Origin of the sequence: Trinickia diaoshuihuensis, from assembly GCF_003390925.1 — a bacterium.
GTDB lineage: Bacteria > Pseudomonadota > Gammaproteobacteria > Burkholderiales > Burkholderiaceae > Trinickia > Trinickia diaoshuihuensis.
The window spans coordinates 14,817-29,065 of sequence record NZ_QUBS01000087.1; the positions used below are offsets into that span (position 1 = coordinate 14,817).

A 14,249-nucleotide genomic window follows, 5' to 3' on the forward strand; every position below is an offset into this window, starting at 1 on the left:
GTCTTCAGGTTCCGTGAAGGGTGGAGGGGCGCAGCGTGGCGCCTGGCCAGCGGCCCGCGTTGATCATGTCGCGCGCGACGTCAGCCAAAACGACACGTGCGGCAAGCCCGGCGGGCGACAGTTCGTCGTCGGAGACGCTCGCGATCAGGTTTGGCCTGACCGCGTCCGCGTCGACGAGCGGCACGCTCGCCAAGGAAGCGTTCTCGGCGCGTGCGAGCGCCGCTCCTGGCTGGATCGTCGCGCCGAGCCCACCGCGCACGGCGTCCAAGAGCATGGCGAGGCCATCGACCTCGGCGGCGATGCACGGCGCGTAGCCGGCGCGCTTGAATGCGGCGTCGAGCAATGCGCGAAGGCCATGTGTGCCGCTTGGCAGGATCAGCGGCAGGGCGCTCAGCTTCGAGAACGACGTTCTTGATCGCTTGGGCATGCCGGGTAGCGTCGCAGCGCCGATCACGAACAGGCGCTCGTCGAGCAGGGGCATGACGCTCCAGCGTTGCGCGGGCTCTTCTCGGAACAGGATCGCTAGATCGATTTGCCGTGCGCCGAGCATCGCGCCCAGATAACCGGAGAGGCTTTCGACCATGCGTAGCCGCACGTCCGGATAGCGCGCGCGCATCGCCTGCATGAACGCGAGTCCGAGCACGCCTGTCGTGCTCGGCGCGAGTCCCACGCTGACGTGGCCCGATAGGCGAGCCTGGCGGGCGGCAAGGGCGGCATCGTCGATGTGGCGTAGTGCTAGTTGCGCCTGACGCCAGAATGCGAGTCCCGCATCGGTGGGCACGACGCCGCTCGAGGTTCGCTGGAGCAAGCGCGTAGAAAGCTCGCTTTCGAGTTTGCTGATCTGCTGGCTGAGCGCCGACGTGACGACGCCCAGCTCAAGCGCGGCCTTGCCCATGCTGCCGTGCTCGACGACGCTGACGAAATATCGTAACTGTCGGAGTTCCATCGAAAGTCTCAATCAAGATTGGCGGTCCCGGAATCCAACGCGCGATTGGACTGCCGCAACGCATTGCTTGATAGGCTACACGATGAAGCAAACAGATCCTAACGCCACTTCTCGAAACATTCTCGTGATCGGTGCTGGCGAACGTGTTGTCGGCTGATGCCTACGACCGGGATTTCATCCGATAGCCAGCTAACTCAAGGTCGAAAACGCTGCCGGGGTGAAGTCGGCGATCTGATCGTAGCGCCCTTGCCGAATCTTCTCGAGCCATGCGGGATCCTGCAGCAACGGACGTCCGACTGCGACCAAATCGAACTCGTCACCCTCCAGTCGTGCGACAAGCGCGTTCAGCGATGCAGCGCGCGCTCTCTTCCCCGCAAAGGATTGATAGACGTCGGCGTTTAGCCCCACGGAGCCGACCGTGATGGCTGTCACACCCACGAGTTTTTTGGCCCAGCCTGCCAGATTGAGTTGCTCGTCAAACTCGGGAAACGCGGGTTGCCAAAAGGCCGGTTGGGAGAGATGAAATGCATCGGCACCGGCGTCGACTAGCACCCCGAGCCACTGCTCGAGCACCTGCGGAGTGCCGGCGAGCCGCGCAAATTCAAGTCTTCCGAGAAAAACTGATTGATCAGATAACCATGCGCACCGTGCAGTTCGACGCCGTCAAAACCCAGTCGCTCGACATCGGCCGCTGCGCGTGCAAATGCGTCGATGGTGTCGGCCACGTCGGTCTCGCTCATCGATTGGCCGAACGGCTCGCCTGTGACGGAAAGGCCGGAAGGGCTTTCATAGGGCGCCGGCGGTGTCCAGTCGGCAGCGGTATTCGAGCGCTTGCTTCCTACGTGCCAAAGTTGCGGGGCGATGCGCCCGCCTGCGGCATGAACCTCATCCACGACTTTCTTCCAGCCCGCAAGCGCCGCTTCGCCGTGGAAGTGAGGGATATGCGGTTCATTCAGCGCAGCCGGTCGCGCGATTCCCGTCCCCTCAGTGATGATGAGACCGACGCCGTGCTCCGCGCGGCGTCGGTAATACGCAGCGACCTCGGCGGTCGGAACTCCGTTCGGAGAAAAGGAGCGCGTCATCGGAGCCATGACGACTCGATTAGGCAGGGCGAGGGCGTTCAGCCGATAGGGGCGGAATAGAACGTCAAGATCGGACATCGGATATCTCGGGATTAAGAGGGTTTCTCGCGTTAGAGTGCGTCGATCCACGCGGTGATGACGTTGTTCACGTCGTCCTTATGGTCGAGCATGATCCAGTGGCCCGCATCGGCCCAGGCTTCGACTTTCGATTTCGGATGCATGAACCACGCGCGCATGCGATCGGCTTGGTCGACATCGAGACAGAGGTGGTAGAAGCGAATGGTTAGGCGGCGGCAGAATTTCTCACTCGCTTCCCCCAGGCCAACTTGGTCGGATCCGAAGAACAGCGGGCCGAACGATTCGCGTACGACGTGCGGCGGCATACCTTGGACGCGCCTTGCGTGCCAGCGCTTGTATGCCGGATCGGTCGATGGGCCATAGGGACATCTACGGTCAATTACGCACCTGAAAGTGCGTAGATATACAGGGAGATATCGACATGACCTGCCAGGTTGATGCTGTGTTCTTCGCGGACTGCGCTGCACGCTCTTTCTTCGATCAGGTGGCCAACAAATGGTCGGTCATGATCCTCACGTTGCTCACCGAGAAGCCGACGCGCTTCAACGAAATCAGACGAAGGCTGGAAGGAATAACGCACAAGGCGCTTACGCAAGCCTTGCGACGTTTAGAGCGCAACGGACTGATCGCGCGGAAGGTGCTCGATACCTCGCCAGTTGCCGTCGAATACTCAATCACCGAACTCGGACGTACGCTGCAGGTTCCATTCGGTGCGGTGTATGAATGGTCAATCAAGCATCTGCATGAAATCGAGCAGGCACAGGCAGCCTATGACGAGCGGTACGAGGCCTGAGCGGCAACGGCCGGCATTCGCAACGAGAGACGACCCCTCAGATCTTCAGCGCCGAGGATAAGAACTTGAATACCGTCGACACTCGCCGGAGATGTCGTGACTCCCGATGCGTCAGCACCCACAGCTCGGTCTGACACTCGGGCAGGACATCGGTAAGTTGCACGAGATCGGCGCGGCCTCGTGTCAGAAACGTTGGGAGAATACCCACTCCCATACCTAAGGCAACCAGCTCCATGACGGTCAAGATGCTGTTGACCTTGTAGTGCGGAACGACCTTGCGGAAATGACGTTTGCGCCACATGACGGAAGGGTGCCCGGGGAGCGCATCGTCAGGAGCGATCCAACGCGCCTTGCCAGCCATGACGTCTTCATAACTGCCGGCGGCAGCGTATTGCGCCGACGCGAAGATGGCCACGTGGATGGGTCCGATGTGCTTGCCCACGAGGTATTCCGGCGGCTGCTTGGTAGCACGAACCGCAATATCGGCATCTCGGCGGCCAAGGTCCGCGATCTCATTGCCGGTTTGCAACTCATAGGCGAGCAGCGGGTGGATGACTTCCAACTGCTTGAGCGAAGGCGCGACGAGTCCGTGCAGGATCGTGTCCGTCGTGGTGATGCGAACGGTGCCGGCCACTTGCTCGGGCGCCTGCTGTGCAATCGAGCGGGCCGATTCCACTTGTACCTCGACCTGCTCCGCGTGTTCGGCCAAAGTCAGCGCGATTTCCTTCGCGCGATAGCCCGCACGGGTTCGCTCGAACAGTTGCTGTTCCAGGCCGCGTTCAATCCGCCGGAGATTGCGAAACACCGTCGAAGCATCGACACCGAGCCTCTCGCCGGCCTGAGCCAGTGTTCCCGCGCGTGAGAGCGCGAGGATCGTTTCGAGATCTGCCGCGTCGAGCTTGTAGTGCATTTTCACGTCTCCCTGGCATTGTATTTTTGCATTCGGCGATTTCGATCGTGCATATTATACGAGCGCATATGCAATGATAAATTCAATACCTACTTGCAATCCCTGCAATGGGTACTGATATGAATCAACCGATCTATCACCTCGTCAGCCATGTGCTGTGCCCGTATGTGCAGCGCGCAGTCATCGTGCTGATTGAAAAGGGCGTGCCGTTCGAACGCACGGACGTCGACCTAAGCGCCAGGCCGGACTGGTTTCGCAACATTTCGCCGCTCGGCAAGACGCCTGTACTAGTTGTTGATGGCGAGCCAATCTTCGAATCGGCCGTGATTTGCGACTATCTCGACGAGACGCTCGAGCCTCGGCTGCACCCCGATGCGCCGCTTGAAAGGGCGCAGCATCGCGCTTGGATCGAGTTTGCATCGGCGCTATTGAATGCTATCTGGGGGTTCTACACGGCCCCGGACGAATCGGTGCTGGCCGCGAAAGCCAAGGACATCCACGAGCGATTCCGGCAACTCGAAGGTACGCTGGGCGCCGGTCCGTATTTTCGAGGCGAGCATTTCAGCATCGTGGATGCTGCCTTCGGGCCCGTGTTCCGCTACTTTGACGTGTTCGAGCAGATCGGCGATTTCGGGTTCTTCGCCGGCTTGGACAACGTCAGCGGGTGGCGGCAACGGCTCGGCGAACGGCCGTCTGTGCGCGCAGCAGCTCCGGCCAACTATCGGCAGCTACTGATGGATTTTTTGCTCAAGCGTGGCTCGTCGTTGTCGACACGTATCCGCGGTCAGGCGTCAGGCAGTGCCCGCTCGCGGTTGATCGGATACTGCTCATAGTGGGTCCGAGTCGCGCATGTCCGGCGTTGTGTTCTTGCCGGTGGTCGATTCGGCGTGGGTATCGGCTAGCAAGCGTAGTGGAGAGGCGGAAGCTATACTTTGTGGCCACGTGAGCTAGTCGGCCCATTCCCCTGAGAGGAGCACCATGCGTGAAAGTACGTTGCTGATCTTTGCCGCTGTAGCCTTCGTAGGTATCGCAACGCCCGGGCCGACAGTTCTACTGGCGTTGACCAATGGCTCCCGTTACGGTCTTCGTCGTGCCGCATACGGGTTTGCCGGAGCGGTGGCATCCGATTTCGTATTGATTTTCGCTGTGGCACTGGGTCTTGGCGCGCTGCTCGCAGCATCGGCGTTCTGGTTCAACGTCGTCAAATGGGTGGGTGTGGTCTATCTTGCTTACATCGGTGTCAAGCTGTTGATGTCGAAGGGGGCGCTCAGCGTCGCCACGACGGATGGTGAAACAAGCCGTGGGAACAACTCGGCGATTTTTCTAAAGAGCTTCCTCACCGCGGTCACAAACCCGAAAGGGTATTTGTTCTTCTCCGCATTTTTGCCCCAGTTCGTCACGCCGTCGGCGCCGCTTGCGCCGCAGTACGCTGCGCTCGCTGCAACGTTCGCAACGCTCGATTGCTTGATCATGTTCGGCTATTCGCTGCTCGGCGCACGAGCAATCCGGCTACTGAAGGAATCGGGCGCGCTTTGGTTGGAACGGTCCTGCGGCGCTGTTCTAGTTGCGCTCGCGGGGTCTCTGGCGATATATCGGCGTCACACCGCATAACGGTCCTCCGAAGTGCCTGGTCATAGTCGAGGCATTGAATTCCGGAAGGCTGCACGGACGTTTTGTCCCTAAATTCGGTGAACACGCTGATCGGGCGCAGTTTAGGTCTCTGTGCTGCTGTACAATGTGCTATAGCAACATGCTCCGGAGACCGTCGTGCCAAAGTCCAGCCAAACGAAAGTTACCGTCGCGAAACGAGGTGGCAAGGGATCGGCAGCAAGAACTGGCGGGATGCAACCTGCGTCAGCGAAAGCTAAGCAGCGGACGGCGGCCCCGAACGTGGCGAGAATGGAGGGCAAGCTGAGCGTAACGTTCGGCGAAGTCTCAGTCATTGTCACGCAACCTACCGATGAGGCCATCCAGAAAGGCGTCAAAGCCAGCGCGAAGGTCATCAGGGAGCTGGGCAAGCGTTTGTTGACCCCCGGGGTTGAAATCAAGCGGGCCCGGGACGTTCCCGTGTTCACCGCTGATCCACACGATCCGAGCAGAGTCATCCGGAAACTGAATGGCAAGTCGGAGGTCGGATACTTCGTTCGCGGCGAGTTCAGGGTAGATGCAGTGGCGGCGTAAGCAATAGATGGCAAAAATAAGAACGATTAATCAGTCCGTCGCTGATATCGCCGCTCGCGCACGAAATTCGGGAAAGCCGCTCGCAATTATACTTGCGGGGCACAATGGCTCAGGAAAGTCGTAGGGCTGACGAATTCAGCTCTGTCTGTTGGGAGAGTGCTCACACGTAAGGCGCAAGGCGGCCACGACGTCGCCTATCGGAAGCTCCAAGAGCGGTTTCCTCGCACTCAACAGGCGATTCGGCACGCGTTGCCGGTGGCGGATGCAGTCGGCCTGATGGACAACAGTCGTGATCCACGTCGAGCGTTCACGCCTTGCTACGTGAGTGCGGGCAAAGATGTGCTCTACGACATTCGGATTGCCGACGATCGGCCGATTGAAATCACCACTTGGATGAAGGTGGTAGCACCGCATGTCCCTTAATGGGACGAGCCGCCTGGCGAAACGCGAACTCGCTCTTGTAGCGCGGCTCTGACCCATCCAAACCCGATGCGCTCCTGTTCGAGCCGCAACCCTTGCCGAATCCGGTTATCACGCAAATCGTCGAATAGTGCGCGCTCTTGCGTCGTGAGGCGCGGCAGATCGCGTACAACCTGATCGGCTTCGCTTCCCCAGAAGGTTTCATGCGCTATCAGCGTTGCGCGGTCCATCAAAAAGGACCTGACGTGCGGGAATCGGCACCGCAATTGGTCCAGGATGGCGAAACCGTGCGTGTCTATATCGCCCCAGTAGTGGATCGCACAGTCCGTGAGCCATCGTGCCGATTCTAGAAGCTCCCACCCGTAGCCTGCCCCGAAGAGTACGATCGACAGCGGAGCATCGGGGAGCGCCAAAAAATTCGTTTCGTTTTCGGTGATAAACACGTGGCGACACGGGAGGGCGAGGCGTGCGAAGCTGTAGGTGTCTAGTGCAATGTCGGGCCGTTCCACGCCCGGCACAGTCACGAGCGCTTCATCGAGCACGCGAAAACGAATTCGAGACGGCTTCTCTCGGAAGCCATAGCGAGCGGCGAATTGGGTCGCGCCTGTCCGGCTGTTATCGATCGCCTCGGGCGGCAGTAGGAGATCAAGCCATTGGGACAGGACACCGCGCCGCCTTTCAATAAATTTGGTGTCGACTTCGGCGATTTCCGCTTGCCGAAGATATACGCCTGGCCGCGGATGTGCTTGCAGCCATTCGACTACTGCCAGTAGTCGTTCCCAATCTTCAACGAATTCAAGCGCCTGCAGCGGTTGTTGCGCAAGCCATGGGATAAGCTTCGGCTGACGGGAGCGTGTAATGTCGAGCAGCCGCTGGAACTGCGCTGCATCGCGGCGCTTGCCCATGAGAGCGAGCGCATCGTCCAAGCTGTCGATCCAAACTGCTTGCGGTAAACGCTGCTGGCCGAGAATTCGATGATTGAATTCGCGCCATTCGATGCGGACGTGTGATGTCGCGGCAATGTCAGCGATCCACGCGCGTACCGCATCGAAACGTTCGGCCAACTCAGCCGAACCGGGGCCTTTTATCGGCAGACGTAGCGGGAGTAATTCCGCGTTGGCGTCCGTGAGGGTTCGCAGCCACTCGCCGCGCTCCCATAAACGCTGGAGGCGGGCTCGCAGATCGGCGGTCGTCGTCCAACTCATTGGCCGAATTCCGCCTTGTGCGCCCGGTACTCCGCAATCGATAAGTTGCGTAGCTTCGAGGCGCGTCCGCCATCGTTCTGAACAAAGCCGACGCTCGAAACGAATGGCTCGATGATGTGAATCTTTTGCAGCGGCGTGACGATCAGCAGTTGCAGATTCAGTTTTCGAAACAACGTGAGACCGTACTGCGCCGACTCGTCGGAGCCTCGGCCAAAGGCCTCGTCGATGACGACGAAGCGGAACGAACGAGATCGCACAGTGCCCCACTCGAGGCCGAACTGATACGCGAGACTCGCCGCAAGGATCGTATAGGCGAGTTTTTCCTTTTGGCCACCTGATTTGCCGCCGGAGTCCGAGTAATGCTCGTATTCGGAATCATCCTCGCGCCAACGCTCGCTGGCAGCGAAGAGGAACCAGTTGCGCACGTCGGTCACCTTGGCGCGCCAGCGCCGGTCCTGCTCGGTCAATCCTTCACGCCCACGGAAGCGGTCGATAATCCGTTTGACTTGCAGGAACTTGACCTCCGAATATTGGTTATCGTCCGAGCCCGTCAGTTCGCCCTCTGTGCAAGCTCGCAGGTCGGCCTGGAACTCGCGGATCTCCGTATCGAGGCATGGTTGGCTCTCAAGCACGATGTATCGGCCTGCGTTGTAGTCGATCTGCCGCAACGATTCGTTGATGCGTTCGATGCGTTCCCTGATCGTTTCCCGTTCGCGTGCGAGCTGCGCATGAAAGTTGGCGATCTCATTGATCGTGTTGACGTTGAGCAATTCTTTGAAACGTGCTTCGAAACGCGGTAAATCGTCCGCTTGTAGCCGTCCGAGCATGGCGCGATACTCTGAACTTGCGTCGAGGCTGGCATCAAAGTCGGCGGTTTCAAGCTTGTAGGTGTCCTTGAAGGCCGCCATAGCTCTCACGATTCTTTCGGCAAGGCGGCCGAGCGACTTCGTTTCGTTGTCGATGCGGGTCGTCAATGCTTCTCGTACGTCCCGCTCCCGGTTGTCGCACGATTCGACGGAAAGCTGGTGTTCGCCCAGGATTTCCGCGCGCAACGCCGCTATTCTTGCGGCTAGTTCTTCATCCACTTGCGCAGCGAATGCAAGCGTCTCCTCGCGCAACGCTTGCGCTGCCTCGCGCTTGGCGCGGACGCCTCCTAGTTCCGTGTCGGCTTCCGAAATTGCCGTTTCGCTCGCTTTCAAAGCTGCTTGCGCCGACTCCAATTGAGCTGTCAGTTCCGCGAGGGCGTCGCTTGCCGATTCGAGTCGCGCTTTTTCGTCGGCAAGCCGCGCGATGGCGATGGCGCAGCTGGACCAATCGATTTCTCGAAAGTCGACGAACTCGCCCGCCCGCGCAAGCGCTTCCAGCTGCTCACGCACCTTGGCGTGCTCGCTTTGGGCCTCCCCGAGTCTTTGCCCGATCTCGCCGAGGCGGGCTTCTAGCGCTCGCAGTTGCGCATCGAGGGCGGCGATCTTGGCTGTGTTGCTCCAACCGAGTACGTAGCGGCTCCGGTCGTCAAGCGCGTGCCGATCGTCTTTCTCGTGGCGCTCGCCAGGCGCTTTCGTTTGACCGGCTCGCGTGATAGCACGTGTTTCGCGCCGGAACTGCTCTTGTGTATCGCAGCACGCATAGTCGAAACGACGCTCGACTTCGTTTTCGAGCCAGCCATAGAATGGCGAATCCGGTTTGATCGCGAGCCTATGCGCGAGCGAGTCACGGTGGAGCTCGATGGTCTGCTCGGCACGCGTAGGGCGGCCCGAGCGCACGCGAAAATAGACGAGCCGCCCTCGGAGATGGGTGCGATCGACCCACGCCGCGACGCTCGCATAATGCGTGTCGGGTACGAGCAGCGACAGGCCGAAGTTACGTAAAACACGCTCGACCGCTCCCTCCCAATCTCTTGCATCCTCACGTACCTGAATAAGTTCGCCCGCGAACGGCAGGTCGTCCTCCTCTAGGCCGAGTGCCGAGCACAGGCTCGCGCGCATCGCGACTTGCTCTTTCGGGATGTTATTACGCCGAGCTCTCAGGCTCGCGATTTCGTCCGCCAGCAAATCGTGCCGCGCTTTCCCTTCGCGGAGGGCGACGCTCCATTCGGTGATCGAATTTTGCTTTTGCGCTTCATCGTCGACAAGCGAGCTGCGCCGCTCGGCGAGACGTTGTCGCTGGGAGACGAATGCGGCTTCATCCGTGGCCTCGGCTTCGCCCAGCAACGTAACGATGGCGCCATAGCGTTGCGCGCGATCGCGACGACGCACGCTTTCCCGCTCATGCTCGCGGATGTCGGCCTCGAGCTGCGCAATACGGTCGCCGCCTCTGTCAGCCACGGCGCGACGCAAATCATCCACGCGCCCGCGCGAGTGATCGCGCGCCTCTTCGTGCTTAGCTCTTCGCGAGATCGCCCGCGCATGATCCTCGTCGAGCAATTGCAGGCGGCGCTCGATAAGACCGAGCTTGAGACCGGCGAAGTAGGGTTTCAGTGCTTCTCGACACGCCCGGAGTGCTTCGAGCTGATGCCCTTGCTTACCGTGGCTGTCGCAGTCCTCGACGAGCGGGGTCAGCAGTTCCACCTGGCGTTTGGCTTTCAGTACCGCCTCGTGCGCGCGATTCAGGTCGTCGAAGTGAGAGATCAGGGCGTCGACGCGCGGTGGGACGTCGAACGGCTCGAGCATGTGGCTGCGTACGAAATCGGTGAGATTGCCCACCGATTTCATTGATACCGTTTGATGAAAGAGCTCGAGCGCTTGTTCGGTTTCGATTCCGAAGCGTCGTCGGAACCACGCACTGTATTTAGGAAACGTATCCTCGATCTCGGCGCCCAGCCCACGCAGCTTCTTGCGCAACTGTGCGATATCTGTACCGAAGCGCGAAAAGTCGGCTGCGATAGACAGGTCGCGTTCGGCACAGACGAAGAATCGCGCGGGTTGAGCCTGCCCGTCCTTCATCCAAAACACCTGTGCGAGTGTGACAACGACATCGTATCCGGCGTTACGAAACACGCCCAAAATCACGGAGTAGCTGTTTTGGTCGCGCAAGCTCACAGGCTTGGCGGCTCCCGTGACCTCGTTGCGCTCGGACTTGTAGTGGCCGAGGACGTATGAGCGCAGCGTACGTTCCTTGCTGTCCGCACCTGCCGCTCTGTTGTAGGCGATGCGCTGTGCCGGTACGAGTAGGGTGGTGATGGCGTCGACGAGCGTGGACTTGCCCGAACCGATATCTCCTGTCAGCAAGCCGTTTCGGCCGTCGACGCGCAGCACCCAGACGCGTTCGTCGAACGTTCCCCAGTTGAAAACCTCCAGACGTTCGAGGCGGAAACCGGTCAGAGTGTCGTCAGCCGCGAAATCGAGGCCGAGTGTGCGAGGCTCATTCATCTCGACTCTCCTGTGGGCCCGACGCTGCCGAATCTCGAAGATGCGCCTGATAGCTTGCGAGGCGCGCGTCGAAATCGAGCAGCCATTGTGCGTCGACAAATGCCTTGAGAATACGCCGCACCTCGAACGCGGGTGGTCCGCTTGTATTCTTCATTCTGCGTAGGAAACCAAGTTCCACGATCTTGTTGACGTGCGTATCGATCTGATCGACCAGGCGTGCCTCGTTGGTACTCGCAGGTAGAAACACCCGTACTATCTCGACGATTTCGTCGCGAGTCAGAACGAGCCGCGTATCCCCGCCGCCGGCATCCCATTCCGCCAGTTTCTTTCGCAGTAAAGCAAGCAGCAGACTCACAGGGAACGAGAGCGGGCGTCTGGCAATGAGCCGGGGTGTCTTGGGTTGGTCCTCGTCGATTTCAGCGTCCTCTTCTGAGCGGCTTTTTGCGAAAGCGTAGCCTTCCGCTTCATCCATGACGAGTTCGAGACCGAGCACGGCGATATAGTCGCGTGCATGCGCCTGCAATTCGACCAATGCAGCCCAGAGGCGCTCGTTTCCGTCACGATAGATTACGCCTTTGAGCAGCGCGATGGCGACCGTCGATAAGTCCGCCGGGGCCGGTGGCGAGGTTTGCTGTTCTTCCGTCATTTCAACCTTGTGAAAATCACGCGTGGCATCGTTGCGCGCTTGGCGATTGTTGTTCCGTTAGCGTCGATTGCTTGCCACTCGATCGTATCAGCGAGGGTTTCATCGACCGCGGCGCGAAATGATCCGGTTTCGGCGCTCAGCTCCAGGTAGGCAACGAGCTCTGCCAGCCCATGTGTGATTGGCTGCGAAACAGTCAGTTCTGCAAGCGTCACTTGCTTCCGATCTTGGAGACACCGGCGGATGTGGCTTGCGAGGCGCGCACGATCGACGACGATCTGTGTATAGAGCGCAGAATCATCGAGGTCCGCCTCGCCGGTTTCAATCGCGACGTTGGCGATGATCGGGCGCAGCGCCGGCTGATAGAGCGGGCGTTCCATCGGCAGCTCGATATCGGCCGATGCAGTGTCGATCTCCATGACGGCGCCTGGCGGTGGCGCGTCCCGTAGTGAGAGCGCTTTCGTTTCGACGCCGCGCAGGATGTCCATGATGCGGCGGTTTTCCAGCCAAGCTTGATCGTCGAGAAAGCGGCGGAGCTGTTGCGAGAGCTGCGCGACCGTGCGTTGCGTATGCTCGCCGGCCTGCAGCCAGTCATAGTGGATGCGTCGCGTGCGCGCGTCGGGTCTCATTTCCACGATGGCTGGCAGCGTAAGCACGCGGTCGAGCCGTTCCGAGAGTTCCTCTTGACGGCGGCTCGACATCAAGAAATCCCAAAACGCGCGGAAGCTGCTGCCCTGGTCCGAGTCGGTGATTGCGTCGCGCTCGCCCATGATTTCCTCGATGAGCTCACCCTTCGATCCGTCCCACAGCGCGATCCGCTCGCGTACGTGAAGGTCAAGCAGCCGAAAGTTTTGCTCGACCTCACGGAAATCCGTCAGGAGATCGCGTGCCATCTGCACGAATTGCTGGAAGCGGTCCTTGAGTCCGGCATCATCGAGCAACCGAACGTCACCTCCCTCTACGCGAGCAATTTCTTCGTCGATCTGGCTGCGCCGTGCATGGAGTTCAGCCAAACGTTTGTTGGGGTCTGTTTCGCTACCTTCGCCCATCTGCCGAAGCAGCTCGAAAAGCGTCAGGAGCCGCGATTCCGTGCCGACGAAGCTGCGTTCCGTGAGGGTGGCGAGCCATGCGATTGCTTTCTCGGCGGCGGGAGTCAGATCGAACTGCGGTTCATCGGAGCCTTGAAGATAGAACTTGCGCAGCCATCCCTTTTCGGCGCTGGCCCAGTCGTTCAAGTACTCGAGCCCGCGCTTCGGGAACGCGCCGTCGCCTAGTTGTTCTCGCAATGCGTAAAGCTCGTCCTCGAGCGCTTCAGCGAGAACCGGCGCGGCCAGCACGCGTACGTTCGGCGCCACGAATACGCGATGAAGAAAGCTCACAGCGAGCGGCGCGTGGTCTGAGCGCAATAGGCGCCAGGCGGGATGGCGCGTGCGCAGCGCATCGAGGGTAGGGTAGTCGAGGGGCATCGATGTGAGATGGCGGGGATTCGCTCAGAACGAGGTCGCCGACTATGGCATAAAAATCAATTATCTTACCTCGACGAACGATCTCATTGTCGAAGGCAAAGCCCTGTCGCTTGAATGGTTGGCCACCCGTATTCGCTCCCGGAAGAAACAAAGATTGATTTGTTGGTTTGGCAAGCGTTGACATTTTTGTAAGCTCGCATGCCGACAACCGATAAACCGTCGCCGGAGCCGATTACAGGCGTAACGGCGCAGGGGAGAACCTCATGAAAGTTTTTTACCACGCGTGGTCGCGTTTGGCCGCCGTTGCTCTTGGCGCATTGGTCGCATTGAGTTTGACCGCCCATGCCGCCGATCCCGACAAGAAAGAAATCCGTTTCGGCGCAACGGCCGGACCGTACGCCGATCAGATCCGCTACGGCATCAAGCCTCAGTTGGAGAAGGAGGGCTACAAGGTGACGATCGTCGAGTTCAGCGATTACGTTCAGCCGAATCTCGCGCTGGCCGATGGTGCGCTCGACGCCAATGCCTTTCAGAACGAGATCTACCTAAAGAGGTTCTCGGCGGATCACAAGCTCGCGTTGTCGGAGGTTTTGAAGGTGCCCACGGCACCCATCGGGCTTTATAGTCACAAGCACAAGCGTCTCGACGAACTGAAGGACGGCGCCAGCGTCTCCCTGCCGAACGACGTCACCAATCAGGCGCGCGCGATCATCTTGCTGCAGCAACTTGGCTGGGTGACGCTCAAGGCCGGCATCAATCCGGTGAAATCATCGGAACGCGATATCGATGCCAATCCCCACAAGCTCAAATTGCTGCCGCTCGAAGCCGCACAGTTGCCGCGTTCGCTGGACGACGTCGACTACGCCTTCGTCAACGGCAACTTCGCGCTAGCCTCGGGCCTGAAACTCAAGGATGCGCTGTTGCTCGAAAAAATCCCACCGTACTATCTGAACCTCGTCGCGGTGCGCACGGCCGATCTGAACAAGCCCTACGTGAAGGACATCGCGAATGCGTACAGATCGGCGGAGTTCAATCGTGTCATCGACGAACGTTTTACGGGCTTCTTGAAGCCGTGAAATCGATGACCGGCCGATACCGCCCGAGGTATCGGCCGGCCGGTCGTTTGACGGCGCCGCTTGGATCATCGACTATATTGT

Annotated in this window: 14 protein-coding genes; 5 read left to right on the top strand and 9 right to left on the bottom strand. The window is 59.7% G+C overall.

Features of this window, described 5'->3' with window-relative positions:
- Window positions 1–4 precede the first annotated feature (4 nt).
- The 4 genes from DXT59_RS24630 to DXT59_RS24640 form a co-directional block, all read right to left on the bottom strand.
- Window positions 5–946, bottom strand: a complete 942-nt coding sequence (locus DXT59_RS24630; RefSeq protein ID WP_116140156.1) for a LysR family transcriptional regulator — start codon at window positions 944–946, stop codon at window positions 5–7.
- Window positions 947–1,135: 189 nt separating this feature from the next.
- A complete protein-coding gene (locus DXT59_RS31290; RefSeq protein ID WP_240324662.1) occupies window positions 1,136–1,519 on the bottom strand; it encodes a beta/alpha barrel domain-containing protein in 384 nt (127 codons plus the stop codon).
- Window positions 1,492–2,106, bottom strand: a complete 615-nt coding sequence (locus DXT59_RS31295) for an oxidoreductase (protein ID WP_240324663.1) — start codon at window positions 2,104–2,106, stop codon at window positions 1,492–1,494. The genes DXT59_RS31290 and DXT59_RS31295 overlap by 28 nt, the downstream gene beginning before the upstream one ends.
- Window positions 2,107–2,138: 32 nt before the next feature.
- Complete coding sequence (locus DXT59_RS24640; RefSeq protein WP_205417476.1) at window positions 2,139–2,411, bottom strand: alpha/beta fold hydrolase; 273 nt, start codon at window positions 2,409–2,411, stop codon at window positions 2,139–2,141.
- Window positions 2,412–2,527: 116 nt separating this feature from the next.
- Between DXT59_RS24640 and DXT59_RS24645 the strand changes: the two genes are divergently transcribed.
- Window positions 2,528–2,899, top strand: a complete 372-nt coding sequence (locus DXT59_RS24645; RefSeq protein ID WP_116140158.1) for a winged helix-turn-helix transcriptional regulator — start codon at window positions 2,528–2,530, stop codon at window positions 2,897–2,899.
- A gap of 37 nt (window positions 2,900–2,936) precedes the next feature.
- On the opposite strand, the gene DXT59_RS24650 is transcribed toward DXT59_RS24645, so the two are convergent.
- Window positions 2,937–3,809, bottom strand: a complete 873-nt coding sequence (locus DXT59_RS24650) for a LysR family transcriptional regulator (RefSeq protein WP_116140711.1) — start codon at window positions 3,807–3,809, stop codon at window positions 2,937–2,939.
- 119 nt (window positions 3,810–3,928) lie between these two features.
- Here DXT59_RS24650 and DXT59_RS24655 point away from each other — a divergent pair, with 119 nt between their 5' ends.
- From DXT59_RS24655 to DXT59_RS24665, 3 genes are all read left to right on the top strand, one after another.
- A complete protein-coding gene (locus DXT59_RS24655; protein WP_116140160.1) occupies window positions 3,929–4,642 on the top strand; it encodes a glutathione S-transferase family protein in 714 nt (237 codons plus the stop codon).
- Between the two features lie 145 nt (window positions 4,643–4,787).
- Window positions 4,788–5,420 (top strand): LysE family translocator, encoded by a 633-nt coding sequence (locus DXT59_RS24660; protein ID WP_116140162.1) that lies wholly within the window; start codon window positions 4,788–4,790, stop codon window positions 5,418–5,420.
- A 288-nt stretch (window positions 5,421–5,708) separates the two neighbouring features.
- Window positions 5,709–5,990, top strand: a complete 282-nt coding sequence (locus DXT59_RS24665; protein ID WP_116140714.1) for a hypothetical protein — start codon at window positions 5,709–5,711, stop codon at window positions 5,988–5,990.
- Between the two features lie 419 nt (window positions 5,991–6,409).
- Here the strand turns inward: DXT59_RS24665 and DXT59_RS24675 are convergent, their stop codons facing one another.
- Genes DXT59_RS24675 through DXT59_RS24690 form a run of 4 tightly spaced genes read right to left on the bottom strand, consistent with a single transcriptional unit; the run spans window position 6,410 to window position 13,092 of the window.
- The gene (locus tag DXT59_RS24675; protein ID WP_116140164.1) at window positions 6,410–7,615 is read right to left on the bottom strand and encodes a DUF3322 domain-containing protein; all 1,206 of its coding nucleotides are present in this window, start codon (window positions 7,613–7,615) and stop codon (window positions 6,410–6,412) included.
- The gene (locus DXT59_RS24680; protein ID WP_116140166.1) at window positions 7,612–10,983 is read right to left on the bottom strand and encodes an ATP-binding protein; all 3,372 of its coding nucleotides are present in this window, start codon (window positions 10,981–10,983) and stop codon (window positions 7,612–7,614) included. The genes DXT59_RS24675 and DXT59_RS24680 overlap by 4 nt, the downstream gene beginning before the upstream one ends.
- Window positions 10,976–11,629, bottom strand: coding sequence for a DUF4194 domain-containing protein (locus tag DXT59_RS24685; RefSeq protein ID WP_116140168.1), 654 nt, complete (start codon window positions 11,627–11,629; stop codon window positions 10,976–10,978). Before DXT59_RS24685 ends, DXT59_RS24680 begins: the two co-directional genes overlap by 8 nt.
- Window positions 11,626–13,092 (bottom strand): DUF3375 domain-containing protein, encoded by a 1,467-nt coding sequence (locus tag DXT59_RS24690; RefSeq protein ID WP_116140170.1) that lies wholly within the window; start codon window positions 13,090–13,092, stop codon window positions 11,626–11,628. The genes DXT59_RS24685 and DXT59_RS24690 overlap by 4 nt, the downstream gene beginning before the upstream one ends.
- A gap of 263 nt (window positions 13,093–13,355) precedes the next feature.
- Here DXT59_RS24690 and DXT59_RS24695 point away from each other — a divergent pair, with 263 nt between their 5' ends.
- On the top strand, window positions 13,356–14,168 hold the full coding sequence (locus DXT59_RS24695) for a MetQ/NlpA family ABC transporter substrate-binding protein (RefSeq protein ID WP_116140172.1): 813 nt from the start codon (window positions 13,356–13,358) through the stop codon (window positions 14,166–14,168).
- Window positions 14,169–14,249 lie beyond the last annotated feature (81 nt).

What these genes read in the sequence shown, in the direction of transcription:
- DXT59_RS24630 (WP_116140156.1), bottom strand. Translation starts at nt 946, where the DNA reads ATGGAACTCCGACAGTTACGATATTTCGTCAGCGTCGTCGAGCACGGC.
- DXT59_RS31295 (WP_240324663.1), bottom strand. Translation starts at nt 2,106, where the DNA reads ATGTCCGATCTTGACGTTCTATTCCGCCCCTATCGGCTGAACGCCCTC.
- DXT59_RS24640 (WP_205417476.1), bottom strand. Translation starts at nt 2,411, where the DNA reads ATGCCGCCGCACGTCGTACGCGAATCGTTCGGCCCGCTGTTCTTCGGA.
- DXT59_RS24645 (WP_116140158.1), top strand. Translation starts at nt 2,528, where the DNA reads ATGACCTGCCAGGTTGATGCTGTGTTCTTCGCGGACTGCGCTGCACGC.
- DXT59_RS24650 (WP_116140711.1), bottom strand. Translation starts at nt 3,809, where the DNA reads ATGCACTACAAGCTCGACGCGGCAGATCTCGAAACGATCCTCGCGCTC.
- DXT59_RS24655 (WP_116140160.1), top strand. Translation starts at nt 3,929, where the DNA reads ATGAATCAACCGATCTATCACCTCGTCAGCCATGTGCTGTGCCCGTAT.
- DXT59_RS24660 (WP_116140162.1), top strand. Translation starts at nt 4,788, where the DNA reads ATGCGTGAAAGTACGTTGCTGATCTTTGCCGCTGTAGCCTTCGTAGGT.
- DXT59_RS24665 (WP_116140714.1), top strand. Translation starts at nt 5,709, where the DNA reads ATGGAGGGCAAGCTGAGCGTAACGTTCGGCGAAGTCTCAGTCATTGTC.
- DXT59_RS24675 (WP_116140164.1), bottom strand. Translation starts at nt 7,615, where the DNA reads ATGAGTTGGACGACGACCGCCGATCTGCGAGCCCGCCTCCAGCGTTTA.
- DXT59_RS24680 (WP_116140166.1), bottom strand. Translation starts at nt 10,983, where the DNA reads ATGAATGAGCCTCGCACACTCGGCCTCGATTTCGCGGCTGACGACACT.
- DXT59_RS24685 (WP_116140168.1), bottom strand. Translation starts at nt 11,629, where the DNA reads ATGACGGAAGAACAGCAAACCTCGCCACCGGCCCCGGCGGACTTATCG.
- DXT59_RS24690 (WP_116140170.1), bottom strand. Translation starts at nt 13,092, where the DNA reads ATGCCCCTCGACTACCCTACCCTCGATGCGCTGCGCACGCGCCATCCC.
- DXT59_RS24695 (WP_116140172.1), top strand. Translation starts at nt 13,356, where the DNA reads ATGAAAGTTTTTTACCACGCGTGGTCGCGTTTGGCCGCCGTTGCTCTT.